Genomic DNA, 23,256 nt, shown 5'->3' with positions numbered 1-23,256 from the left:
CCGGGGGAGGGCCGGTCGGGCCGGCGGGTCAGGTGGCGCGAGGACGCGGACGCGTCCACCGGCCTGCGCTCAGTGCGCGTCGGCGATGTGCTGCGTCCCGATCCGCTTGCGGAACACCCAGTACGTCCAGCCCTGGTAGAGCAGCACGAGCGGGGTGGCCACGGCGGCACACCAGGTCATGATCTTCAGCGTGTACGGGCTGGACGATGCGTTGGCGACCGTAAGGCTCCAGGCCGGATCGAGCGAGGAGGGCATCACGTTCGGGAAGAGCGTCAGGAAGAGCATCGCGACGGCGGCCGCGATGGTGATCCCGGACAAGGCGAACGACCAGCCCTCGCGGCCCGCCAGGTTGGAGCCGAGCGCGCCGAGCAGGGCAAGCACCGCCACGGCCATCGCGATCAGGCTCTTCACGTCGCCGAGCGAGACCTGCGTCCAGAGGAGGAAGGCCAGAGCCAGCACGGCGGTGACGAGACCCAGCACGGTCGCCGTCCTGCGCGCCCGGTCCCGGATGTCGCCGACGGTCTTGAGCGAGGCGAAGACCGCGCCGTGGAAGGTGAACAGCGTGAGGGTCACCAGACCGCCGAGGAGCGAGTAGACGTTGAGCAGGTCGAGGAAGCTGCCGACGTACTCCTTGTTCTCGTCGATCTTCACTCCCCGCACGATGTTGGCGAAGGCCACACCCCACAGGAAGGCGGGAATCAGCGAGGTCCAGAAGATCGCGTGTTCCCAGTTGGCCTGCCAGCGCTCTTCGGGGCGCTTGTGCCGGTACTCGAAGGCCACACCGCGGATGATCAGACAGACCAGGATGAGCAGCAGAGGCAGGTAGAAGCCGGAGAAGAGGGTGGCGTACCAGTCGGGAAAGGCGGCGAAGGTCGCGCCGCCCGCCGTGAGCAGCCACACTTCGTTGCCGTCCCACACCGGGCCGATCGTGTTGATCAGGACCCGCTTCTCCGTACGGTCGCGGGCGAGCAGCTTAGTCAGTACGCCGATACCGAAGTCGAAGCCCTCCAGGAAGAAGTAGCCGATCCACAGAACGGCGATCAGCACGAACCAGACGTCGTGGAGCTCCATGGTGCGTTCTCCTCAGCCTCAGTACGAGAAGGCCATCGGCCGGTCGGGGTTCTTGTCGTCCCCGCCGATCTTGGCGGGCGGGTTGAGGTCGGCCTCGGTGAGCTCGGGCGGGCCGAGCTTGACGTACTTGACCAGGAGCCTGACCTCGATCACGGCCAGCACCGCATAGAGCAGGGTGAAGCCGATCATCGAGGTGAGCACCTCGGCCTGGGAGACGTGCGGCGAGACCGCGTCGCGGGTGCGCAGGACTCCGTAGACCACCCACGGCTGGCGGCCCATCTCGGTGAAGATCCAGCCCCAGGAGCTGGCGATGAGCGGGAAGCCCGTGGTCCACAGGGCGACGATCCAGTAGAGGTTGCCGATTCTGGGGCTCAGCGCCTTCTTGAAGAGCACCAGGTTCGGAACCTCGTCCTCCCCGGTGCGCAGACCGGGCGGCAGCAGGAACTTCTTGCGGGTCAGCCAGAGTCCCAGCACACCCACGCCGAGCGAGGCCATACCGAAGCCGATCATCCAGCGGAAGCCCCAGTAGGCGACCGGGATGTTGGGCCGGTAGTCGCCGGGCCCGAACTTCTCCTGCTCGGCCTTGTTGACGTCGTTGATGCCCGGGACGAACGAGGTGAAGTCGTCGTTGGCCAGGAAGGACAGCAGGCCCGGGATCTCGATGGCCACCTTGTTGTGGCCCTTTTCGACGTCGCCGTAGGCGAAGACGGAGAAGGGCGCGGGCGCCTCACCGTCCCAGAGGGCCTCGGCGGCGGCCATCTTCATGGGCTGCTGCTTGAACATGACCTTGCCGAGCAGGTCACCGCTGATCGCGGTGCCCAGGCCGGCGATGATCAGGACCACGAGTCCCAGACGCAGCGAGCTGCGCATCACGGGGATGTGCTTCTTGCGCGCCAGATGGTAGGCGGAGATGCCGGCCATGAACGCGCCGCCGACGAGGAAGGCGGCCGTGATGGTGTGGAAGAACTGGGTGAGCGCGGTGTTCTGGGTGAGCACCAGCCAGAAATCGGTGAGCTCCGCCCGACCTCGTTCCTCGTTGATCCGGTAGCCGACCGGGTGCTGCATCCAGGAGTTCGCCGCCAGGATGAAGTAGGCGGACAGGACGGTGCCGATGGACACCATCCAGATGCAGGCCAGGTGGATCTTCTTGGGCAGCTTGTCCCAGCCGAAGATCCACAGTCCGATGAAGGTGGACTCGAAGAAGAAGGCGATCAACGCCTCGAAGGCGAGGGGGGCACCGAAGATGTCACCCACGAACCGCGAGTAGTCGGACCAGTTCATACCGAACTGGAACTCCTGGACGATGCCGGTGACGACACCCATCGCGATATTGATCAAGAAGAGCTTTCCCCAGAACTTGGTGGCTCTGAGGTACTTCTCCTTCTCGGTGCGCACCCAAGCGGTCTGCAGGCCGGCCGTGAGCGCGGCGAGCGAGATCGTCAAGGGCACGAAGAGGAAGTGATAGACGGTGGTGATGCCGAACTGCCATCGCGCCAGGGTTTCTGGCGCCAGAGCCAGGTCCACGTCCTCGTCTCCTTCGCATCGCCGTGGTCACAGGGGAAGCCCGCCTCCCAAGCACGCCCATTCCGGGAGGAAGCAGACACGCTTGTGAACGCGTTCACATTCACAAGCATTATGACGCACACCTTTCGGCCAGCTTCACCTGGGGTGCCCCTCTAGCCAATCCATTCAACAGATTGTTGAATTCGGCTCATGCAGATTCGAATCTCCTGGCCTGCCGGCCAGCTCACCGCAACCCTCGACGAGACCCCGACCGGCAAGGCGCTCGCCGAGGCCCTCCCGATCTCCGCCTCCGCGCATACGTGGGGCGAGGAGGTCTACTTCGACACGGGCGTCTCCGTGGCTCTGGAAGACGACGCCCAGCAGGTCGTCGAGCCCGGCACCGTCGCGTTCTGGACCGAGGGCGACGCCCTGGCGCTGCCCTACGGTCCGACGCCCATCTCACGCGGAGGCGAGAGCCGCCTGGCGAGTCCGTGCAACGTGCTCGGCTCGTTCGACGGCGACCCCCGCCTGCTGTCCACCGTTCGCGATGGCGATCCCATCCGCGTGGAACTCGCCTGAGAAGAGCCCAGTGCTCCCCGGGCCTAGAGCTCCTTGAAGAACTCCCCCGCCGTGTGCAGGAAGAGGTCGTTCGCCTCGGGCTCGCCGATCGTGACCCGCAGGCCCTCGCCCGCGAAGGGCCGGACCACCACACCGGCCTTCTCGCAGGCCGCCGCGAAGTCCGCGGTCCGCTCACCGAGGCGCAGCCACACGAAGTTCGCCTGCGTGTCCGGCACGGTCCAGCCCTGCGCCAGCAGCGTCTCGTGGACCCGCGCCCGCTCGCCCACCAGTGCCCCGACCCGGCCCATCAACTCGTCCTCGGCGCGCAGCGAGGCCACCGCCGCGTCCTGGGCGAGCTGGCTGACCCCGAAGGGCACCGCCGTCTTGCGCAGCGCCGCCGCCACCCGCTCGTGCGCGACCGCGAAGCCGACCCGCAGGCCGGCGAGGCCGTATGCCTTGGAGAACGTACGCAGGACCGCGACATTGGGGCGGTCGCGGTACAGCTCGATGCCGTCCGGGACGTCGGCGTCGCGCACGAACTCGCGGTACGCCTCGTCCAGGACCACCAGGACGTCCGAGGGCACCCGGTCCAGGAACCGCTCCAGCTCGGCCCGGCGCACTGCGGTGCCCGTGGGGTTGTTCGGATTGCAAACGAAGATCAGCCGGGTCCGCTCGGTGATCGCCGCGGCCATGGCGTCCAGGTCGTGCACGTCGCCCTCGGTGAGGGGCACCTGCACCGAGGTCGCGCCCGAGATCTGCGTGATGATCGGGTACGCCTCGAAGGAGCGCCAGGCGTACATGACCTCGTCACCCGGGCCCGCCGTGGACTGGATCAGCGACTGGGCCACGCCCACCGAGCCGGTGCCCGTGGCCACGTGCTCGACCGGCACGCCGAACCGCTCGGCGATCTCGTTCAGCAGGCCGGTGCATGCCATGTCCGGGTACCGGTTGAAGGCCCCGGCCGCCGTGACGGCGCTCTCCAGCACCCCCGGCAGCGGCGGGTACGGGTTCTCGTTGGAGGACAGCTTGTACGCGACGGGCCCGCCCGCGGCAGCCGGCTTGCCGGGCTTGTATGTCGGAATGCCGTCCAGCTCGGCGCGCAGCTTCGGGCTGTTCTCGCTCACCGCAGGTCCTCCTCGACCGTCCCGTACGACGTCGCCGTCGACTCAATACTGCTCACCTTATGAGGATTCCGCCCTTCCGAGAATGGGGGCGCCTGGAATGAGGGGGAGCGCACGCATATATGCGTGCGCCGGTGGCCTGCGCCGTGGCGCGCATCCCTCGTGCAGGTGAGTTGCGATCGGGCCGCAACCGCATCGGTTTGGCATGCTCGGACCCGCCGACAGGCTCCACCATCAACCCACGCCATGAAATGCCTTTATTTCCAAGGTCATTGAGGGTGTCTAACCATGCAGAAACGTGCCTGTCAACGCGTGCATATGCACCCGGCCCGCGCCCCCCGCCGAGCCCTACTATCGGCTCGCCATGACAGCAGCAGGGAAGCACCAGGTGAGCCGGACCGAGACCACCCGGCGGGCCGCCGGCCGACAGGGCCGGGCCGGCATCAGGGACGTGGCCGCCGCGGCCGGCGTCTCCATCACGACCGTCTCCGACGCGCTCAATGGCAAGGGACGGCTGCCCGACGCCACCCGTCGCCACGTTCGCGAGGTCGCCGACCGGCTGGGCTACCGCCCGTCGGCCGCAGCCCGCACCCTCCGTACCGGCAAGTCCGGCCTCATCGGCCTGACCGTGACGACCTACGGGGATGAACCTTTCACCTTCACCGAGTTCGCCTACTTCGCCGAGATGGCCAGGGCCGCCACCTCGGCGGCGCTCGCCCGCGGCTACGCCCTCGTCATCCTGCCCGCCACCTCGCGCCACGACGTCTGGTCCAACGTCGCCCTCGACGGCACCGTCGTCATCGACCCCTCCGACCACGATCCCGTCGTCTCCGAGCTGGTCCGCCAGGGCCTCCCCGTGGTCTCCGACGGCCGGCCCGCCGGATCCCTGCCCGTCACCGCCTGGGTCGACAACGACCACGAGGCCGCCGTGCTCGGCCTCCTCGACCACCTCGCCGCCGCCGGCGCCCGCCGGATCGGCCTGCTGACCGGCACCACCACCGACACCTACACCCGCCTGTCCACCACCGCGTACCTCAATTGGTGCGAGCGCGTCGGCCAGGACCCGGTCTACGAGTCCTACCCCGCCCACGACCCGTGCGCGGGCGCCGTCGCCGCCGACCGGCTGCTCGCCCGCCCGGACCGCCCCGACGCGGTCTACGGGCTCTTCGACCCCAACGGCACCGACCTGCTCGCCGCCGCCCGCCGCTACGGCCTGCGCGTCCCCGAGGACCTGCTGCTCGTCTGCTGCAGCGAGTCCACTGTGTACGCCAACACCGAACCGCCGATCACCACCCTGTCCCTCAAGCCGCGCCGCATCGGCACCGCCGTCGTCCAGCTGCTCATCGACGCGATCGAGGGCGTGGACACCGGACGTCCGGTCGAACAGGTGGTCCCGACCGAGCTGATCATCCGTACCTCGTCGCAGCGCAGGCAGCCCCGAAGGACCGTCAGCCCGCCCCGATCTCCGGCCCAGGACTGACCGGCAGACCGTCCGGTCGGCCTGATCGGCGGTCGGTCCAGGATTTCAGCAACGGCAATATCGGGCAAAAACGGTAGGAACGATACGCTCCGCAAAGGATTCACCACCCCTGGTGCGTCACACAGCGCGAGCCGCATTCCTATGATGGGCGCACGACATCACGGACCCTCCTCCCAGGAGGTCAGGAGGGTCCGCAGGTGTACGGCAGCGCGACGGTGGTGGAGGGGTCGATGACTCAGGGGGCCGGTCAGGGACCCGCGATGCGGACGGAGACGCTGCGGGACTTCCGGGTGCCAGTCACCGAACCCGCCGCCCCGTACGCCGTATCCACCGGTCTGCCGAACGAGGCTCCCGTGTACGGCGAGTACCCCGCGTACTACGAGGACGGCGCACGATCCTCCGTGCCCCCGCAGCCCGGCCACCCGCCGCAGCCGCCCGCACCCCCGGCGCCCCCGGTCCGGCACCACGAGCCGCACCATGAGCCGCAGCACGACCCGCGCCGCGAGGAGCCCCCGCACGGGGACCCGCAGGGCCACGCGCACGCGGATGCCGAACCGGTGCACGCGACGGGCCGGGGCCCCGACGAGGACGACCTCGAGGGCTACACCCCGACCTACCGGGACCTCCCCGTCATCGGCCGCGGCACGCTCGGCGGCCCCGGCGACACCGTCCAGGTCCAGTACGTCCCGCAGGACACCGCCGGCCCCGGCCCGCTGTACGTCGTGGGCGACGTACACGGCTACCTCGACGAACTCGTCGCCGAGCTGCACGCCCAGGGGCTGATCGACGCGGAGGGCAGCTGGTCCGCGGGCAACGCACGGCTCTGGTTCCTCGGCGACTTCACCGACCGCGGCCCGGACGGCATCGGCGTCATCGACCTCGTGATGCGGTTGTCCGCCGAGGCGGCCGCCGCCGGCGGCTACTGCAAGGCCCTGATGGGCAATCACGAGCTGCTGCTCATCGGCGCCAAGCGGTTCGGCGACACCCCCGTCGTGTCCGGCGCCGGCACCGCCACCTTCCAGGCCGCCTGGCTGCTCAACGGCGGCCAGCGCAGCGACATGGAGCGCCTGCAGGACGTGCACATCCAGTGGATGTCGCGGCTGGACGCGGCCGTGCTGGAGGAGGACCACCTGCTGCTGCACTCCGACACCACGGCCTACCTGGACTACGGCGACTCCATCGAGGACGTCAACGACACCATCCACGAGCTCCTCAACCGGGGCGACGTGGACATCACCTGGGACCTCTTCCGGAAGTTCACCAAGCGCTTCGCCTTCCGCGACGAGGAGACCGGCCCCCAGGCCGTCCGCGAACTGCTCGACACCTACGGCGGCAGCCGGGTGGTGCACGGCCACAGCCCCATCCCCTACCTGCTCGGCGAAGTGGGCACCGAGGACGGCGACGACACCCGGGGACCCGAGGCCGTGGACGGCCCGCACGTGTACGCGGACGGGCTCGCCATCGCGATGGACGGCGGGGTGACGATGGCGGGCAAGCTGCTCGTCGTACGGTTTCCGCTGAGCGACTGAGAGCTTACGCAGAGGGGTATTTCCGGAAAGCCCCTGTCACGGCGTGGTGTGGGCGCTCTACCATCGCACTATCCGTAGCAGGCTCTCCTCCGTTTCGGCCGGCACCCGGGTCTACGCGGGGAAACCGGCTTCTACGGAGCATCGGGGGATGCACATGACCAGCGCTCCGCACCTGCTGACCGAAGACCGACCGGAGTTCGACCGGCTCATCGACGAGGCACTGCGCGCCGCCGGCGAACGGCCCGAGCTCGCCGCACTCGGCGAGCGGCTGAACGCCGAACAGCTGCGCACCATGGCCCAGGGCGCCAGCGCCCTGCTGGCGGCCGCGGCGGCCGCCGAGTACGTCCACTACGTGAAGGTCCGCGAGGAACGCCGCGACGAGGCGCTCTCCGCGCCCGGCGCGGCGGGGGACGAGAACGACGACCGGAGCAGCGGCGGCGCGGGCGTCAGCGCCGTGGTCGCGGTCCTCGCACCGGTCCTGGCGGGCACCGCGATGCTGATCTTCCTGCTCGTCGGCTACATCCTGAAGATGATCGAGCCCGAACCGGCCTTCGCCCGGACCATGCTGACGGCCGGCTGGCTCTTCGGGGCGCTCACCGCGGTGGCCCTGCTCTGCGCCGTGATCGGGCTGCTGGTCACGGCCGTCCGCAACAGTGCGACCGAGGTGGCGGCGGACGAGACCGAGGCGATACCCGACGAGGTGGCGCGGGCCCGTGAGGCATGGCGGCACGCCCTGCTGGAGCGCGGCATCATTCCGTTCCTGCGGGACGCGCTGGCCGATCCGAGTGCGGTCCCGGGCTTCCCGACCCCCCGCACGCCGGGGGCCGGGCGCATCCCCAGCCTGGGGTACACCCGGCCCGACTTCTCCAGTCCGGGACCCTCGTCGCGGGAGTCCCCGCCCGGCTACACACCGCCGGACTTCACCAGCCCGGACTTCGGGGGCCCCGAGCACCGGCCGGAGTAGGCACTCCGGCCGGCACGGCGCTCTACTTCAGCGTCTTCGGCAGGTGGTTGGGGTCCATCGGGCGCACCGGCTCGGCGATGGCGCGCACCGGCGTCGGCCCGTCGCCCGGCATGGGCTGCGGGTTCGCCGCGTTCCAGACCCCGTCGCACGAGAGCGTGTCGGGCGTGCCCGGGACCACGTCGCAGAACGTGTCCCAGATCGTGCCGGTCTGAGTGATCACTTCGATCTCCAGCCGGTTGGCCTGGTGGGAGATGGAGACCCCGCAGGCGCCGGTCGGGTAGTCGCCCTCCTCGTTGGTGGTGAGGTCGTACCAGAGCCAGGTACCCACCGTGTCGCCCTGGACCTCGCGGACACCCGCGTAGGTGATGCCGTCGGGGGTGAGCGCCGCCTTGAACTCGCGGTCGTTGTTGTCCCGGACGGCGTCGACGTCCACGCAGGCACCCGGCGCACCGGTGGCACCCGTCGCACCCGTCGCACCCGTCGCACCGGTGGCACCCGTGGCACCGGTTGCGCCGGTGGCACCCGTCGCGCCGTCGGCCCCGTCCTCGCCCGGAGGACCCTGCGGGCCGCGCGGACCCGTGGGCCCCGTGGGACCGGTCGGGCCCCGCTGCCCGTCGCACTTGTCGCCGCCGCCGCGCGGGCCGGCCTGGGTGTCCACCGTCCTCGGATCGTGGTTCCGGCTCTTCTGCGTCGTGCAGTCTCCCCCGCCGGTCGGAGTCGCCGGCCGGACCGTCGCGGCCGACTGCACACTCTGTGCGGTGGCGAACGCCGGGCTGGCGATGCCCGCCACCACCAGGGCGAGCGACGCCAGCGTGCCTCCCTTCACCACGGCACTTCGCCGGGCCACCGGGCCGAGGGGTGACCTGGTCCTGTTCACGGGGCTCATATAAGCCGCTCCTTCTGGAAACCGAGTCGAACGATGTGCGATCGGCCCGGACGGGCCGCCTCGCCCATAGTGGGTAAATCGGACCGGACGTGCCGATCGCCTCGCTCTGCAGTCATCTCATCGGACCAGCGACAGGGCCCCAATGGCGGCGCGCACCGTGGCTTCCTTGCACCCCCCTGCCCCGGTCCCTACGGTCGCCTCACGGTCGTCTTCACCACCACCGTGGACGGGATCCTTGAAAGCAAAAGTCTGTCTGAACATGATCGTGAAGAACGAGGCCGCGGTGATCAGGCGCTGTCTCGAATCCGTGCGCCCATTGATCGACACCTGGGTGATCGTCGACACCGGTTCGACGGACGGAACCCAGGAGATCATCCGTGAATTCCTCGCCGACCTCCCGGGCACCCTGTACGAACGGCCCTGGAAGGGATTCGACGGCAGCCGCAGCGAGGCGATCGACCTGGCCCGCTCCCACGCGGACTACCTGCTCTTCGTGGACGCGGACGACGTGATCGAGGTGGATCCCGGATTCCAGATGCCGGAGCTCACTTCCGATTCGTACGGCATCGCGGTGCACCACCAGCCCGTCATCCACTGGCGCCCCGCTCTGGTCACCACCCGGCTGCCCTGGACATACGTCGGTGTCCTGCACGAGTACCTCGACTGCGCGGACCCGTTCACCCGCGGAGTCCTGGAGGGCTTCCACATCCGCGTCATCGGCGGCGGAGCCCGGCAGGGCGAGGGGGGCGACCGGGAGAAGTACCTCCGCGACGCCGGAATCCTGGAGAAGGGCCTCCTGGAGGAACCGGAAAACGCCCGCTACGCCTTCTACCTCGCCCAGAGCTGGCGCGACGCGGGCGAGCCGGAGAAGTCCCTCGCCGCATACGACCGACGGGCGGCCATGGGCGGCTTCGCCGAGGAGGCGTTCTGCGCACGGCTCTACGCGGCACGGCTCGCGGCAGGTCTCCGGCGCCCGCCGGCCGAGGTGACGGACCGCTACCTCCGCGCCCACGAGAGCCGGCCCGGCCGGGCCGAGGCGCTCGGCGACCTGGCCCGCCTGTGCCGTCTGGACGGCCGCTTCGAGCTGGCGTACCTGTTCGCCCGTCAGGCGGCGCGGATCCCGCGCCCCGAGGACATCCTGTTCGTCGAGTTCGACTGGTACGCGTGGCGTGCGCTCGACGAGCTCGCGGTCGCCGCCTACTGGGTCGGCGCGTACGAGGAGTCGCTGGAGTGCTGCGAACGCCTCCGGCGGGAGGACGGGCTCCCGGAGAGCCAGCGGGAACGGGTGGTCGAGAACCGCGCGTTCGCCCTGGCCAAGCTGGGTCCGGAGTACCGGGCGGCGGCCTGACGGCGCGGACCCGCGACTCCCCCCATGGGTCGCGGGTCCGCGCCGCATCCGGTACCTGACGGCCGGTCTCAGTCGGCCAGCGGGAGGTAGACGCGGTTGCCCGAGGCCGCGAACTCGGCGGACTTCTCCGCCATGCCGGCCTGGATCTCCTCCGCCTTCAGGTCCCCGCCGTGCTCGCGGCGGATGTCCTGCGAGATCTTCATCGAGCACATCTCCACCCCCACACTCTTCATCGAAACGTGCTGGTGAGCACGTATCCCACTCGCTAGCGTCGACCTCTCGTCCACAAGAGTCCGGGGGGACCATGCAAGCCCGTACGCGATGGCTACTGCCGACCGCTGCCATCACAGCCCTGTTCGCCGCAACTGGGTGCACCACAGCGTCCTCGTCGACATCCCAGCAGGAGACACCGTCTTCCGCCCCCTCGCCCGCGGCTACGGCGGCACCTCTGACGCTGATGCAGCTGAAAGCTGTCGCCTTCAAGAACGGCGAAGTTCCGCAGGTACGCGACGGCCTCATCGAAGTGCAGGAACCCGTGCCCGAGGGCACTAGGCGATCCTTCGCACCGGCCTCGGTCCCCGCCTGCCAAACCGTCCGTGACGTACTCAATGCCAGGGATTCACACGCTCACATCTTCCAGATCTTCAACTGGAAGGACGACATCTGGGGCGGCGGCTCGACCCTCGCTTCCTATGAGGACGGCAGGGCCCAGCAGCGCTTCGTGGATCTCAGGCAGTCGCTCTCCTCCTGCCGGACCTACGACGGCGAGGCTTGGTCCGGAAAGTTCACCGCCACGGTTGCGCCGGCGCCGGCTCCGTCCTTCGGGGACGAAGCAGTCAGCTACACGGAAACCATTCCCCTGGGTGCCGAGAAGGGGGGAGACCGCAACGAGACGTTTGTCGTCGTACGGACCGGCAACACCATCGCGTCCTTCTCGGCGCTCAACGTGGGTGGAACCGCCTCCTTCCCAGCCGACCTCATCACAAAGCAGATAGAACGCCTCCGTGCAGCCCAGCAAACAGGCGCACCGCAGTAACGACACCGGCCCGCGACTCCCCCCATGAGGTCGCGGGCCGGTCCTTTCGGCTGGGTCAGTCGGCCAGTGGCAGGTAGACCCGGTTGCCCGAGGCTGCGAACTCCGCCGACTTCTTGAGCATGCCCTCGGCGATCTCTTCTTCCGAGGCCGCCGGCTCATCGCCACCGAACTGCTCTGTGATGCTTCTGCTGATCTTCATCGAGCAGAACTTCGGACCGCACATGGAGCAGAAGTGCGCGGTCTTGGCCGGTTCGGCGGGAAGGGTCTCGTCGTGGAACTCACGCGCCGTGTCCGGGTCCAGGGCCAGGTTGAACTGGTCCTCCCAGCGGAACTCGAACCGCGCGTCGGACAGGGCGTCGTCCCACTCCTGGGCGCCCGGGTGTCCCTTGGCGAGGTCGGCGGCGTGCGCCGAGATCTTGTACGTGATCACGCCGGTCTTGACGTCGTCCCGGTTGGGCAGGCCCAGGTGCTCCTTGGGCGTGACGTAGCAGAGCATCGCCGTACCCCACCAGGCGATCATCGCGGCGCCGATGCCCGAGGTGATGTGGTCGTACGCGGGCGCCACGTCCGTGGTGAGCGGGCCGAGCGTATAGAAGGGCGCCTCCTCGCAGATCTCCTGCTGGAGGTCGATGTTCTCCTTGATCTTGTGCATCGGGACGTGGCCCGGGCCCTCGATCATCGTCTGCACGTTGTGGCGCTTGGCGATGGTGTTGAGCTCGCCCAGCGTCTTGAGCTCCGCGAACTGCGCCGCGTCGTTGGCGTCCGCGATGGACCCCGGGCGCAGGCCGTCACCCAGCGAGTACGTGACGTCGTACGTCGCCAGGATCTCGCAGAGCTCCTCGAAGTTCGTGTAGAGGAAGTTCTCCTTGTGGTGCGCGAGGCACCACGCGGCCATGATCGAGCCGCCGCGCGAGACGATGCCGGTCTTGCGGCGGGCGGTCAGCGGCACGTACGGGAGCAGCACGCCGGCGTGGACCGTCATGTAGTCGACGCCCTGCTCGGCCTGCTCGATGACCGTGTCCTTGTAGATCTCCCAGGTCAGCTCCTCGGCACGGCCGTCGACCTTCTCGAGTGCCTGGTAGAGCGGCACGGTGCCGATCGGCACGGGGGAGTTGCGCAGGACCCACTCGCGGGTGGTGTGGATGTTGCGGCCCGTCGAGAGGTCCATGACCGTGTCGGCGCCCCAGCGGGTCGCCCAGGTCATCTTCTCCACCTCCTCCTCGATCGAGGAGGTGACGGCGGAGTTGCCGATGTTGGCGTTGACCTTCACCAGGAACTTCTTGCCGATGATCATCGGCTCGATCTCCGGGTGGTTCACGTTCGCGGGGAGCACCGCGCGACCTGCCGCGATCTCCTCACGGACGACCTCGGCGGAGACGTTCTCGCGGATCGCGACGTACTCCATCTCCGGGGTGACCTCGCCCCGGCGGGCGTACGCGAGCTGCGTGACGGCGGCCCCGTCGCGGCCCCGGCGGGGCTGGCGGGGGCGGCCCGGGAAGACCGCGTCGAGGTTCTTGAGGCCGCCGCGCGGCGAGGTGTGCTTGATGCCGTCGTCTTCGGGGCGGACCGGGCGTCCGGCGTACTCCTCGGTGTCGCCGCGGCCGATGATCCAGTTCTCGCGCAGCGGCGCGAGGCCCCGACGCACATCGGTCTCGATCTGCGGGTCGGTGTACGGACCGGACGTGTCGTAGAGCGTCACGTCCTTGCCGTTGGTGAGGTGGACCTGGCGGACCGGCACCCGGATGTCGGGGCGGGAGCCCGCCACGTAGCCCTTGTGCCAGCCCGGCTTGCGCTCGGTCGAGCCGTCGGCGTCCTGGCTGACGGCAGGCGTGCGTGCGTCCTGAATGGTCATGAGACCTGATCTCCCTACGCCGGCATTACCCGGTAACAGGTTCGGCGGTCGACGCAGCCTCTTCCCCTACGCATCCGTGCCCGCGTACGGTGATCAGCGCCCTCTCAGCCCGGTGCTCCGAGCTCCCGCGTTGTGCAAAGTAGCCCCCACGCTAGCGTCATCCATGGCGTGCTGAACAGTGGGCCCCCCTCATCTCTTGCGATGATCTGCTGGTGACGTCCTCGCCGCAGCCCCCCACCGAGCCCACCGAGACCGGCAGCCACTCCGGCCACGCGCACGCCGGACACGGGCACTCCTCCGGCCATTCCCACAGCCACGGTCACGGACCGGCCGCCCCCGTCTCGAAGCACCTGCGCAAGGTCATCGCGGCGGTGCTGATCCCCTTTGCCGTCGCCGTGTTCGCCGGTCTGGCGGTCCTCTGGCCGGGCGGCGCCCCGGACCACGAGCGGACCGGGGTGGGCTTCGACCGGCAGACCCAGCAGGCCAAGGTCGTCTCACTGGAACGCGTCGACTGCGCGTCCGTGAACGCCGGGCAGGTGCCGCCGACCGGCGAGGTGTCGACCCCGACGGGGCGCGAGGCCCGGGCCGCGCAGACCGGCGAGTGCAAGAAGGCCACCGTCGAGGTCGGGAGCGGCCCGGACCGGGGACGCACCTTCGTGGAGATCGTCCAGCCGGGCGCACCGCGGCAGCTCGCGGACGGCCAGGAGGTGGTGGTCGCGTACGCCCCCGACGCGCCGCGCGACCTCCAGTACTCGGTGATCGACGTGAACCGCAAACTTCCACTGGCGGCGCTGGCCGGCATCTTCGCGCTCTCGGTCGTCCTCGTCGGCCGGATGCGCGGGCTCTTCGCGCTGATCGCACTCGTCGTCAGCTTCGGCGTGCTGACGCTCTTCATCCTCCCCGCCATCCTCCAGGGATCGAACCCGCTGGTGGTCGCGGTGGTCGGGGCGAGCGCCATCATGCTGATCGCGCTCTACATGTGCCACGGCCTGACCGCACGCACCTCCGTGGCGGTCCTGGGGACGCTCGTGTCGTTGCTGCTGATCGGCCTGCTGGGTTCGGTGTTCATCGACTGGGCGTTCCTCAGCGGGAACACCGACGACAACACCGGTCTGATCCACGGTCTGTACCCGGACATCGACATGAGCGGTCTGCTGCTCGCCGGGATCATCATCGGATCGCTGGGCGTCCTCGACGACGTGACGGTCACCCAGACCTCGGCGGTCTGGGAACTGCACCAGGCCGACCCGTCGATGGGCCCCCGGGCCCTGTATCGGGCCGCCATCCGGATCGGCCGCGACCACATCGCGTCGGTGGTCAACACCCTGGTACTGGCCTACGCGGGCGCCGCGCTCCCCTTGCTCCTGCTGTTCTCGATCGCCAACAGCAGCATGGGAGCGGTGGCGAACAGCGAACTGGTCGCGGTGGAGATCGTACGGACCCTCGTCGGCTCGATCGGTCTCGTGGCCTCGGTGCCCGTGACGACGGCACTCGCGGCGCTGGTCGTGTCGGCCGACCGGCCGGAATCCCCGGACGCCGCACCGGGCTCGGGGCCGGCACGCGGCGGCCGGGGCCGGCGGCGCAAGCGCTGAACGGTGGTTCGGCCCGAGGGATGAGCGGGCCGGGACCGCGCTTCGGCCCGAAGGGTGAGCGGGCAAGGACCACTCATCGGCGCGCGGGAGCGAGCGGACCCGGACTGCGGTTCAGCCCGCGTTCTGCTCGTTCTGCTCGTTCTGCCGCGACTCGGCCAGGATTCTGCCGAGTGCCTCGTCCAGGTGTTCCTCGAAGTCGCCCGTGTTCCGTTCCTGTCCGAGCGGCACGAGCCGATCGGTGCGGTCGAGGAACGCGACGAGCGGTGCCGCGCTGGCCCGGAACAGGGCACGGTCGCCGCCGACCTGAAGCCGGATGTGGACGTCGGACAGCTCCTCGGGGCAGGTGGGGGCGATATGCACATCGCCGTCACCACACGGCTTGTTGATGCCGTCGAGGAGCAGCTCCCGGCCGAACGCCCAGGTCACGGGCGCGTCTCCGGGAAGGTGGAAGGTCAGGCGGACTGCGTAGGGATCACGGGCGTCGTACCGGAGTTCCACCGGGATCCGGAACGAGAGCTCCTCGGAAACGAGGAAACTCATCATGACCTCTGCCTGTACCGACTCGCGCATTGCCTACCCCGCTGTAGTGGAAGTGGCCAGGAATGACCCCCCAGGACCCTCTTGACAAGAGTGGTGGAAGCGCGAGCAGATCACAAGGAGTGAGTTTTCAGATACTGATAGAGAACGAGAGGGTGCTCAACAGCGCGCCTACTTCACTCCGTAGTCGATCGACTACATACAGCAATCGATCTTCCTGGTGCAGGGGCAAGGAAATGGCCATCGTCGCGGCCGTATCGCCGGCCGTGATGGGGATCGCGGCACAGACTGTGCCCAGGGCATATTCCTGACGCTCGATTACAGGCTGCATTCGCCCGAGGGCCCCGATCCGGTTCTCCAAGGCATGCAGATCGCGCACGGTATAAGGAGTGATGGCCTCTACCGGATGGCGGTCGTAATAGTCCCTGCGCGCACTCTCGTCGAGCTGGCCGAGCAGGCACTGCCCGATGGCGTGCGCGAATCCGGTGGCGCGGAAGTCGGCCCACTCCTCGCACGCGGGACGGCCCGGGGTGTCCGAGACCCCCACCACCTCGATTTCACCCTCGCGGTAGACCGCGAAGTAGACGGGCGCCCCCACCGCGTCGCGGAAGTGAGCGAGCGAGTCGAGGATCATGGTGCGACGTTTCTGCTGGAGTCCGCCGCCGGCCAGTCGCCCTGCCGCCGCGCCCAGTACGAAGACTCCGCTCTCCCTGCGCAGATAGCCCTCGTGCGTCAGAGTGCGCAGCAGGTGGTAGGCGGTGGGAAGCGGAAGCCCGGCCTCACGCGCCAGTTGCTTCGCCGGGGCTCCCTCGCGGTGGGATCCCGCCGCTTCGAGCAGCCTCAGCGCCCTCTGTACCGAACCGATCAGTGTCGGCACACCCGCATTGTGGACCGGAGACAAGCTCACCCCCAGGCGTGGCGGCGGGCCTTCAGAGGTGGACCGCCCCGCGGGGGCCGCCCCCGCTGATGCCGGGTCCTGGGGCAGCGCTCGGCAGGTAGTCGGCGTCACCACAGGTCAGGCGGTGCCACGGGCTCCAAGTGCCCAGGGAACGGCACAGTTCGCGACTCTATCCACCCTTTCCGGGGCTCTGAGTGGTTTGGGGTGTCCGGTTCCCTCAGGCGGGTTAACGAGGGAACCGCCCCGGCCCGTCACCTACCACTCGCCGGAGGAGGACTTCGAACGGCCTCCGCCGAGCTTCTTCACCACGAAGATCAGACCGCCGACGAGGCCGACGAAGAGCAGCAGCTTGAAGGCGAACGAGATCAGCGCGCCCAGGACGCTGGTGATGACACCACCGAAGACGAACACCGCCAGCAGCGGAACGGCCACCCACTTCACCCACCAGGGCGTGCCTGCAAATATCTCCCGGATCCCACTCATGTCCTCGACCTCTTCCTGGTTGCTGGTCGTCCCGTCTGCGACGTGCTGCTGTCGATGCTAGGAGCCCGCGGGATCCGATCGGGGCCCGCGAGCCCCCGGAGTCCCCTGATCCTCCCCTTAGGGGGATCAGGGGCCCGACCCTCACCCGGGAGTGGGCTCAGCCCTCCGGCGGCGAGAACACCACCATCACCTTCAGGTCCTCGGTGATGTGGTGGAACTTGTGCGGTACGCCCGCCGGGACGTAGACGACGCTGCCGCGCGCCACGGTGGTGGTCTCTTCGCCGACCGTGATCGAGGCCCTCCCGCTCACCACGAAGTACACCTCGTCCTGACCGTGCGGCCGCTGCGGATCGGTCTGGCCGGCGTCGAGCGCGTACAGCCCGACCGACATGTTCCGCTCGCGCAGGAACTGCAGATAGGCGCCGTCGTTGGCGGACCGTTCCGCTTCGAGCTCGTCAAGCCGGAAGGCTTTCATCGTCGTTGTGCCCCTTGTACTCGATCGTTCCCTCGCATCCGCTGCTCTGCGGATGTCCCACCGGGATCTTCTCTGCCACGATCAGACACATGACGAATTTCGTAGTCAAGACGCTCGCCAACGCGGCAGCCCTGGCCGTGGCCATCTGGCTGGTCGCCGGCATCACCCTGGACGACGGCAGCACGCTGGGCCGCCGGACGCTGACCCTGATCCTGGTCGCCCTGCTCTTCGGCCTGGTCAACCTCATCGTCAAGCCCGTGGTGAAGCTGCTGTCACTGCCGCTGTTCATCCTCACGCTCGGCCTGTTCACCTTGGTCGTGAACGCGCTGATGCTGCTGCTGACCTCGTGGCTGGCCGATCAGTTCGACCTCAGCTTCCACGTGGACAACTTCTGGTCGGCGCTCATCGGCGGCCTGATCATCTCCATCGTCTCCTGGGCCGCGAACCTGGTCCTTCCCGACAACGACTGAGCGGGCTGCGCATGTACCGCGTCTGCTTCGTCTGCACGGGCAACATATGCCGCTCCCCCATGGCCGAGTCCGTCTTCCGCGCCCATGTGGAACGGGCCGGACTCGATGCCCTCGTCGAAGTGGACAGCGGCGGGACCGGCGGCTGGCACGAGGGCGACGGCGCCGACCCGCGCGCCGTCTCCGTCCTGGAGGCCGCCGGCTACGCCCACGACCACCGGGCCCGCCAGTTCCGTCCCTCCTGGTTCTCCCGGCTGGACCTCGTCGTCGCGCTCGACTCCGGGCACCTGCGGGACCTGAGGGCGCTCGCACCCACGCCGCAGGACGCCGCCAAGGTCCAGCTGCTGCGCTCCTACGATCCGGCCGCCCCGGCCGGGGTGCACGACGTACCGGACCCCTACTACGGGCCGCTCGACGGGTTCGAGGAGTGCCTGGCACTGGTCGAGGCTGCGAGCCCCGGTCTGCTGGACGCCGTACGCCGGGCCATGAAGGAGCACACCACGTGAACGAATACGCCCACCGAGGCCCGGGCGGGCCGATCGGCGACGGCACCCGTGCCGTGCGCGCCGGCCTGCCCGAGGCCGTCAAGAACGAACCACCCCTGCCGGGGCCGGTCTTCGCCGCCCACTTCCACCTCCCGGGCGACGTCGAAGGCCCGTATGCCTACGGCCGCGACACCAATCCGACCTGGACCCTGCTGGAACGGGCGATCGGGGAGCTGGAAGCCCCCGGCCAGGAGGTGCACACCGTCGTCTTCGCCTCCGGCATGGCAGCGGTCTCCGCCGTCCTCCTCTCGCAGACGCGAACGGGCGACGTGGTCGTCCTGCCCGACGACGGCTACCAGGCACTGCCCCTGCTGCGTGAGCAGCTGGAGGCGTACGGGATCCGCGTGCGCACCGCACCCACCGGAGCAGACGCCCAGCTCAGCGCCCTCGACGGGGCCCGGATGCTGTGGATCGAGACGCCGTCCAACCCAGGGCTCGACGTATGCGACGTACGGCGCCTCGCACGGGCCGCGCACGCCGGCGGAACCCTGGTCGCCGTGGACAACACCCTCGCCACTCCGCTCGGGCAGCGGCCCCTGGAGCTCGGGGCGGACTTCTCCGTGGCGAGCGGCACCAAGGGCCTCACCGGCCACGGCGACCTGCTGCTCGGGTACGTCGTGTGCCGCGACCGGGAACTCTCGGCCCGTGTCCGGGGATGGCGCAAGATCGTCGGTGCGATCCCCGGCCCCATGGAGGCCTGGCTCGCCCATCGCTCACTGGCCACGATCCAGCTGCGCGCGCAGCGCCAGTGGGCCAACGCACTGGCCCTCGCGGAGGCGCTGGTCGACCGCCGGGACGTGAGCGGGGTGCGCTACCCGGGGCTGACCACGGACCCCTCCCACACGACGGCCGCCCGCCAGATGCGGGGATTCGGCTCGGTGGTCTCCTTCACCCTGCCCGACCGGGCACACGCGGAGCGGTTCATGTCCGCGCTACGCCTGGTCGAGGACGCCACGAGTTTCGGCGGCGTGCGGTCCACCGCCGAGCGGCGCGGACGGTGGGGCGGCGATGCGGTGCCCGAGGGCTTCATCCGCTTCTCCGCGGGGGCCGAGGACACCGAGGACCTGGTCGCGGATGTGCTGCGTGCACTCGACCACGCCCTCGATCCGGCCGGTCACGACCGCTGATCACAGTCTCTGCCTACGACGTGAAAGGCGGTCCGAGCCTCCCCCCTAGTGGCTCGGACCGCCCCGGGTTCCGCTAGCGAAGAACCACGCGACAAGGCTAGTTGACTGTGCGTCAGAGTCCAATCACGGTAGCGACAGGGGCCTATCTGCATATTTATAGTTGTAGGCCCCTCCGAGAGGTGTCGCGATGGATCTGGCCCTGCTGCGCACCTTCGTCACCGTGCACCGGGCGGGCTCGTTCACACGCGCCGCCGCTCTCCTCGGACTGTCCCAGCCCGCTGTGACCTCGCAGATCCGCACCCTGGAGCGCCAGTTGGGCCGGCCGCTCTTCCACCGTCGGGCCCGCGGGGTCACCCCCACGGCCGTCGGGGACGAACTCGCCCACAAGGCCGCCCCGCACCTCGACGCCCTGCTCCGGATCACCGAGGCCGAGCGGGAGGACGCGGGCGCGATCCGGTCCCTCCACGTCGCCGGTCCGCCCGAGTTCCTGTCCCTGCGGGTGCTACCCGCCCTCGCGCCCCTCGTCGGCCAGGGCCACACTCTGCGCGCCACCCTGCAGAACGATGCCGAAACCGTCCTCGACGGACTCGCCGCCGGCCACCACGACCTCGTCGTCACCACCGCCCACCCCCGCGGCGGGCCCTTCACCTCCACCGCCCTCTGCGACGAGGAGCACGTCCTGGTCGGCGCGCCCTACTGGGCCGCCCTCGTCGACACGGACCGGCTACGAGACGACGGTCCCGCGGCCCTGGAAGGCATCCCGCTCGTCGAGGTGCACGAGACCCTGCCGCTCGTCACCCGGTACTGGAGCGCCGTCTTCGACACCCTGCCGGACGCCAGGTCGCTCTCCGCGACCGTGGTCGCACCCGACCTGCGCGCCGTACTGGAATGCGTCCTCGCGGGCGCGGGGCTCGCCGTGCTGCCCCGCTACCTGTGCCAGGAGGCCCTCGACAGCGGCCGGATCACGGCCGTGGCGGAGCCTGCCGTACCACCACTGCGCACGTGGTTCCTCGTCCTGCGAACGGGAAGCCCGGCCCTGGCCCACCTGGCACGGGCCCGCGCTCGGCTGCTGGACGCCGCCGCACACTGGTGAGCCCCCGGTTTCCGCCCGCGGCGCGTTTCAGAAGCGGAGCGGTGGGCCACTCTTCTCCCATGACCGAACGTCCCGTGGTCAAACGCACCGCTCGCGCGATCCTGCTCGACGGTGACGACCTGATCCTCATCAAGCGCACCAAGCCCGGCGTCGACCCGTACTGGGTCACCCCCGGCGGGGGAGTGGAATCATCGGACGCCTCCGTCGTCGACGCCCTCCACCGGGAGGTCCACGAAGAACTCGGCGCGAAGATCACCGATGTCGTGCCCTGCTTCGTCGACACCGTCGAGCACATCACCGGCGGCGGGGTGACCGGCGTGAAGGTGCAGCACTTCTTCGTCTGCCGTCTCGAATCGATGGACCCGAGCCTCCGGCACGGACCCGAAGTCGATGAACCCGCGGGCGAGTACGAGATCGTCCGTGTGCCCTTCAGCCGGGTGGGCATCGCCGCGGTCCATCTGGTCCCCCTGTCCCTGCGGCACTACCTGGACGGCAACATCGAAGGCGTACGCGCCATGCACGCACCCGACCTGGGCTGAGGCCCGTCCGGGGCCGGCCGGCTGGCGCCCCTCCCCGCGCGGCCGCGGCCGGCGGTCACCCGGCGATGCCCGCCAGTTCCTCGACGGCGTCGTGCCGGATCCGCTCGCCGGGAATGCCGATGCGCAGGAGCTCGTCGACCCCGCTGCGGATCATCGCGGGCGGGCCCGAGACGAACGCGTCGTACGAGCTCCACGGCCCGTTCTCGCCCACGGCCTGCGGCAGCTGTCCGGCCAGCCCGTCTCCGACCACCGGCCGGACCGACAGCCACGGGTGCGAGCGCTGCAGCCCCAACAGCGTGTCCTTGTCGTACAGGCCGCTGTCGCTGCGCGCCCCGAAGAACACCTCCACCGGCCGCCGCTCGCCGTGTACGGCCACATCCTCGATCAGTGCCTTGATCGGCGCGATGCCGGTGCCCCCGCCCAGGCAGAGCATCCCGTTGTCCGTGGTGTGGTCCACCACCATCGACCCGGCCGGCGGTCCCAGGCGCAGGACGTCCCCGGGGCGGGCGTGGCGCACCAGCGCGTTGGAGACCCAGCCCGCGGGGACGGCCTTGACGTGGAAGGAGAGCAGCCCGTCGGCCCGGGGGGCCGAGGCGAAGGAGTAGTGGCGCCACACACGCGGCCACCAAGGGGTCTCCAGGCTCGCGTACTGGCCGGCCAGGAAGGCGTAGGGCTGGTCGGGGCGGACGGTCAGCACGGCGATGTCCGGGGTGCGCAGTTCGTGCGAGACCACCTCCGCGTGCCACCACGCGGGTGCCTTGGCCTCGTCCTCCGCCGCGGCATCGATCATGATCTGGGAGATGGCCGTGTACGCCCGCACCCAGGCGGCCTCGGTCTCGGGCCCCCAGCTCAGCGTCGCGAACCGGGCGAGCGCCCCGACGAGGGCTTCGCCGACCGCGGGGTAGTGACCGGGCATGGTGCCGTACTTGCGGTGCCCGGTGCCGAGTCGGCAGAGGTAGGGAGCGAGCACCTCAGGATGGTCGATGTGCTCGGCGGCGGTCAGCAGCGCCTTCAGCAACCGGTCGCGCTGCGTGTCCATGGCCGCCGGGAACATGCCCCGCACTTCCGGGTGCCCGGTGAAGACCAGGGCGTAGAAGTACGAGGTCACTTTGTCAGCGACCGGGGCGATCTCCGCAAGGGTCCGGCGGATGAGTACGGCATCCGGTGAGGGCTCGGCCGCACCGTCCTCGGACGGTATCCGGGCCGCTTCGCGTCTGGCCGATCTGGTGGGCGGAGCGTCCATGCGGTGCCTCGCTTCGAGCATCTCGGTCGGATTGCACACGCCACGGTCATGAATCCGTGGTTCCCGGTTTCACAGCGTGCCAGCCGACTCGGAGGCCTGCGGGGAAACGCAGAAAATCCGCGATTCGAACCCACTTTCCTCCTAAGATGCGTCAACTCCCGGGCGCGCCAAAGCCACCAGCTGGTATACCTCCCGCAGATCCCGCCCTTCATAGACATGGGTCGCACGCGCGGCCAGATGCGGCCGCGCGTTGACCGCCACCGAAACGGACACCGCCTCGAAGAGGTGGATGTCGGTCCCGGAGTCCCCGTACGCCACGCAGTCGCCCCGCGTCACGCCGAACTGCGCGCACAGCCGGTCGGCCACCATGACCTTGCCTTCGGGCGTCAGAATCCCGGCCTCCTCCACGGGCCGGGTGAACGGCACTTCCGGGAAGACCGACCCATGGGCGGCATCCGCGCCCCACTCCAGCAGAAGTTCCACGAAGAACGACGGCGAAAGGGAGACCACCGCGCAGTACTCTCCGCGCTGCCGGATCTCCTGCCAGACATCCCGGATCCCGGCGAGCCAGGGAGCCCCGTCGAACGCCGCCCTGACGTGCTCCGGCGTCAGCTCGGCCCACAGCGCGTGCACGGCAACCGAGAACTGGTGGGGCCCGATCTCGCGCGCGGAGAAGGCCCGCTCCAGCATGGCGATCTCGGCACTCACACCCAGCTGACGGGAGATCTCCACGGGAGCCGCCGAGCCGTACATCAGCGTTCCATCGAGGTCGAAGAGGTGCAGGCGCGTCATAGGCATCGAGGCTAGTGGGTTCGTTTCCCGTGAAACACCGCGTTTCACGTGAAACGTCGCCCGGTGCAGGATTCCCGATCGTCAGGTTTCACGTGAAACATCGTCCCCAAATCCTCT

24 protein-coding genes are annotated in these 23,256 nt (G+C 69.4%); 12 read left to right on the top strand and 12 right to left on the bottom strand.

Annotated elements, in window-relative coordinates; all coding sequences use genetic code 11:
- Window positions 1–69: 69 nt before the first annotated feature.
- Together cydB and AW27_RS17130 are read right to left on the bottom strand one after the other, a co-directional pair.
- Window positions 70–1,071 carry a cytochrome d ubiquinol oxidase subunit II gene (gene cydB, locus AW27_RS17135; protein WP_037920299.1) on the bottom strand — a complete coding sequence of 334 codons (1,002 nt, stop codon included), beginning with the start codon at window positions 1,069–1,071 and terminating at the stop codon, window positions 70–72.
- Between the two features lie 18 nt (window positions 1,072–1,089).
- Window positions 1,090–2,595, bottom strand: a complete 1,506-nt coding sequence (locus AW27_RS17130; protein ID WP_037920300.1) for a cytochrome ubiquinol oxidase subunit I — start codon at window positions 2,593–2,595, stop codon at window positions 1,090–1,092.
- A gap of 189 nt (window positions 2,596–2,784) precedes the next feature.
- Between AW27_RS17130 and AW27_RS17125 the strand changes: the two genes are divergently transcribed.
- Window positions 2,785–3,153 carry a cyclophilin-like fold protein gene (locus AW27_RS17125; protein WP_037920302.1) on the top strand — a complete coding sequence of 123 codons (369 nt, stop codon included), beginning with the start codon at window positions 2,785–2,787 and terminating at the stop codon, window positions 3,151–3,153.
- A 23-nt stretch (window positions 3,154–3,176) separates the two neighbouring features.
- On the opposite strand, the gene hisC is transcribed toward AW27_RS17125, so the two are convergent.
- Window positions 3,177–4,256, bottom strand: a complete 1,080-nt coding sequence (hisC, locus tag AW27_RS17120; protein ID WP_037920303.1) for a histidinol-phosphate transaminase — start codon at window positions 4,254–4,256, stop codon at window positions 3,177–3,179.
- A 361-nt stretch (window positions 4,257–4,617) separates the two neighbouring features.
- On the opposite strand from hisC, the gene AW27_RS17115 reads away from it, so the two are divergent.
- The 3 genes from AW27_RS17115 (at window position 4,618) to AW27_RS17105 (ending at window position 8,226) form a co-directional block, all read left to right on the top strand.
- Window positions 4,618–5,733: a LacI family DNA-binding transcriptional regulator gene (locus tag AW27_RS17115; protein WP_037920304.1), complete on the top strand. Its 1,116-nt coding sequence runs from the start codon at window positions 4,618–4,620 to the stop codon at window positions 5,731–5,733.
- A gap of 230 nt (window positions 5,734–5,963) precedes the next feature.
- Window positions 5,964–7,262, top strand: a complete 1,299-nt coding sequence (locus tag AW27_RS17110) for a metallophosphoesterase (RefSeq protein WP_037921317.1) — start codon at window positions 5,964–5,966, stop codon at window positions 7,260–7,262.
- 148 nt (window positions 7,263–7,410) lie between these two features.
- On the top strand, window positions 7,411–8,226 hold the full coding sequence (locus AW27_RS17105) for a membrane protein (protein WP_037920306.1): 816 nt from the start codon (window positions 7,411–7,413) through the stop codon (window positions 8,224–8,226).
- Between the two features lie 22 nt (window positions 8,227–8,248).
- On the opposite strand, the gene AW27_RS17100 is transcribed toward AW27_RS17105, so the two are convergent.
- Window positions 8,249–9,112: a hypothetical protein gene (locus AW27_RS17100; protein ID WP_052030345.1), complete on the bottom strand. Its 864-nt coding sequence runs from the start codon at window positions 9,110–9,112 to the stop codon at window positions 8,249–8,251.
- A 259-nt stretch (window positions 9,113–9,371) separates the two neighbouring features.
- Here AW27_RS17100 and AW27_RS17095 point away from each other — a divergent pair, with 259 nt between their 5' ends.
- Window positions 9,372–10,460, top strand: a complete 1,089-nt coding sequence (locus tag AW27_RS17095; protein ID WP_052030346.1) for a glycosyltransferase — start codon at window positions 9,372–9,374, stop codon at window positions 10,458–10,460.
- A 68-nt stretch (window positions 10,461–10,528) separates the two neighbouring features.
- Here AW27_RS17095 and AW27_RS17090 read toward each other — a convergent pair whose 3' ends face one another.
- Window positions 10,529–10,693, bottom strand: a complete 165-nt coding sequence (locus AW27_RS17090; RefSeq protein WP_157840208.1) for a hypothetical protein — start codon at window positions 10,691–10,693, stop codon at window positions 10,529–10,531.
- A 224-nt stretch (window positions 10,694–10,917) separates the two neighbouring features.
- On the opposite strand from AW27_RS17090, the gene AW27_RS17085 reads away from it, so the two are divergent.
- A complete protein-coding gene (locus AW27_RS17085) occupies window positions 10,918–11,496 on the top strand; it encodes a hypothetical protein (RefSeq protein ID WP_236647591.1) in 579 nt (192 codons plus the stop codon).
- A gap of 55 nt (window positions 11,497–11,551) precedes the next feature.
- Here AW27_RS17085 and thiC read toward each other — a convergent pair whose 3' ends face one another.
- A complete protein-coding gene (gene thiC, locus AW27_RS17080; protein WP_037920315.1) occupies window positions 11,552–13,348 on the bottom strand; it encodes a phosphomethylpyrimidine synthase ThiC in 1,797 nt (598 codons plus the stop codon).
- A gap of 212 nt (window positions 13,349–13,560) precedes the next feature.
- Between thiC and AW27_RS17075 the strand changes: the two genes are divergently transcribed.
- A complete protein-coding gene (locus AW27_RS17075) occupies window positions 13,561–14,940 on the top strand; it encodes a YibE/F family protein (RefSeq protein ID WP_078556258.1) in 1,380 nt (459 codons plus the stop codon).
- A 111-nt stretch (window positions 14,941–15,051) separates the two neighbouring features.
- Here AW27_RS17075 and AW27_RS17070 read toward each other — a convergent pair whose 3' ends face one another.
- From AW27_RS17070 to AW27_RS17055, 4 genes are all read right to left on the bottom strand, one after another.
- Entirely contained in the window at window positions 15,052–15,510 is a 459-nt protein-coding gene (locus AW27_RS17070) for an SsgA family sporulation/cell division regulator (protein ID WP_037920324.1), read from the bottom strand.
- Between the two features lie 97 nt (window positions 15,511–15,607).
- Window positions 15,608–16,345 (bottom strand): IclR family transcriptional regulator, encoded by a 738-nt coding sequence (locus AW27_RS17065; protein ID WP_037921326.1) that lies wholly within the window; start codon window positions 16,343–16,345, stop codon window positions 15,608–15,610.
- A 285-nt stretch (window positions 16,346–16,630) separates the two neighbouring features.
- Window positions 16,631–16,858 carry a DUF5326 family protein gene (locus AW27_RS17060; protein ID WP_037920326.1) on the bottom strand — a complete coding sequence of 76 codons (228 nt, stop codon included), beginning with the start codon at window positions 16,856–16,858 and terminating at the stop codon, window positions 16,631–16,633.
- A 157-nt stretch (window positions 16,859–17,015) separates the two neighbouring features.
- A complete protein-coding gene (locus AW27_RS17055; protein ID WP_037920328.1) occupies window positions 17,016–17,333 on the bottom strand; it encodes a cupin domain-containing protein in 318 nt (105 codons plus the stop codon).
- A gap of 89 nt (window positions 17,334–17,422) precedes the next feature.
- On the opposite strand from AW27_RS17055, the gene AW27_RS17050 reads away from it, so the two are divergent.
- The 5 genes from AW27_RS17050 (at window position 17,423) to AW27_RS17030 (ending at window position 21,104) form a co-directional block, all read left to right on the top strand.
- On the top strand, window positions 17,423–17,803 hold the full coding sequence (locus tag AW27_RS17050; RefSeq protein ID WP_037920330.1) for a phage holin family protein: 381 nt from the start codon (window positions 17,423–17,425) through the stop codon (window positions 17,801–17,803).
- Between the two features lie 11 nt (window positions 17,804–17,814).
- Window positions 17,815–18,306, top strand: coding sequence for a low molecular weight protein-tyrosine-phosphatase (locus AW27_RS17045; protein ID WP_037920339.1), 492 nt, complete (start codon window positions 17,815–17,817; stop codon window positions 18,304–18,306).
- Window positions 18,303–19,472: a cystathionine gamma-lyase gene (locus tag AW27_RS17040; RefSeq protein ID WP_052030348.1), complete on the top strand. Its 1,170-nt coding sequence runs from the start codon at window positions 18,303–18,305 to the stop codon at window positions 19,470–19,472. Before AW27_RS17045 ends, AW27_RS17040 begins: the two co-directional genes overlap by 4 nt.
- A gap of 187 nt (window positions 19,473–19,659) precedes the next feature.
- Window positions 19,660–20,565: a LysR family transcriptional regulator gene (locus tag AW27_RS17035; protein WP_037920341.1), complete on the top strand. Its 906-nt coding sequence runs from the start codon at window positions 19,660–19,662 to the stop codon at window positions 20,563–20,565.
- A gap of 59 nt (window positions 20,566–20,624) precedes the next feature.
- Window positions 20,625–21,104: an NUDIX domain-containing protein gene (locus tag AW27_RS17030; protein ID WP_037920344.1), complete on the top strand. Its 480-nt coding sequence runs from the start codon at window positions 20,625–20,627 to the stop codon at window positions 21,102–21,104.
- A gap of 55 nt (window positions 21,105–21,159) precedes the next feature.
- Here AW27_RS17030 and AW27_RS17025 read toward each other — a convergent pair whose 3' ends face one another.
- Entirely contained in the window at window positions 21,160–22,368 is a 1,209-nt protein-coding gene (locus AW27_RS17025) for a globin domain-containing protein (protein WP_078556398.1), read from the bottom strand.
- A gap of 120 nt (window positions 22,369–22,488) precedes the next feature.
- The gene (locus AW27_RS17020) at window positions 22,489–23,139 is read right to left on the bottom strand and encodes an HAD family hydrolase (protein WP_037920345.1); all 651 of its coding nucleotides are present in this window, start codon (window positions 23,137–23,139) and stop codon (window positions 22,489–22,491) included.
- Between the last annotated feature and the right edge of the window lie 117 nt (window positions 23,140–23,256).

The organism is Streptomyces sp. PCS3-D2 (assembly GCF_000612545.2).
Lineage (GTDB): Bacteria > Actinomycetota > Actinomycetes > Streptomycetales > Streptomycetaceae > Streptomyces.
Note: the sequence above shows the minus strand (reverse complement) of the source record. Positions and strands in the feature narration are given on the sequence as shown.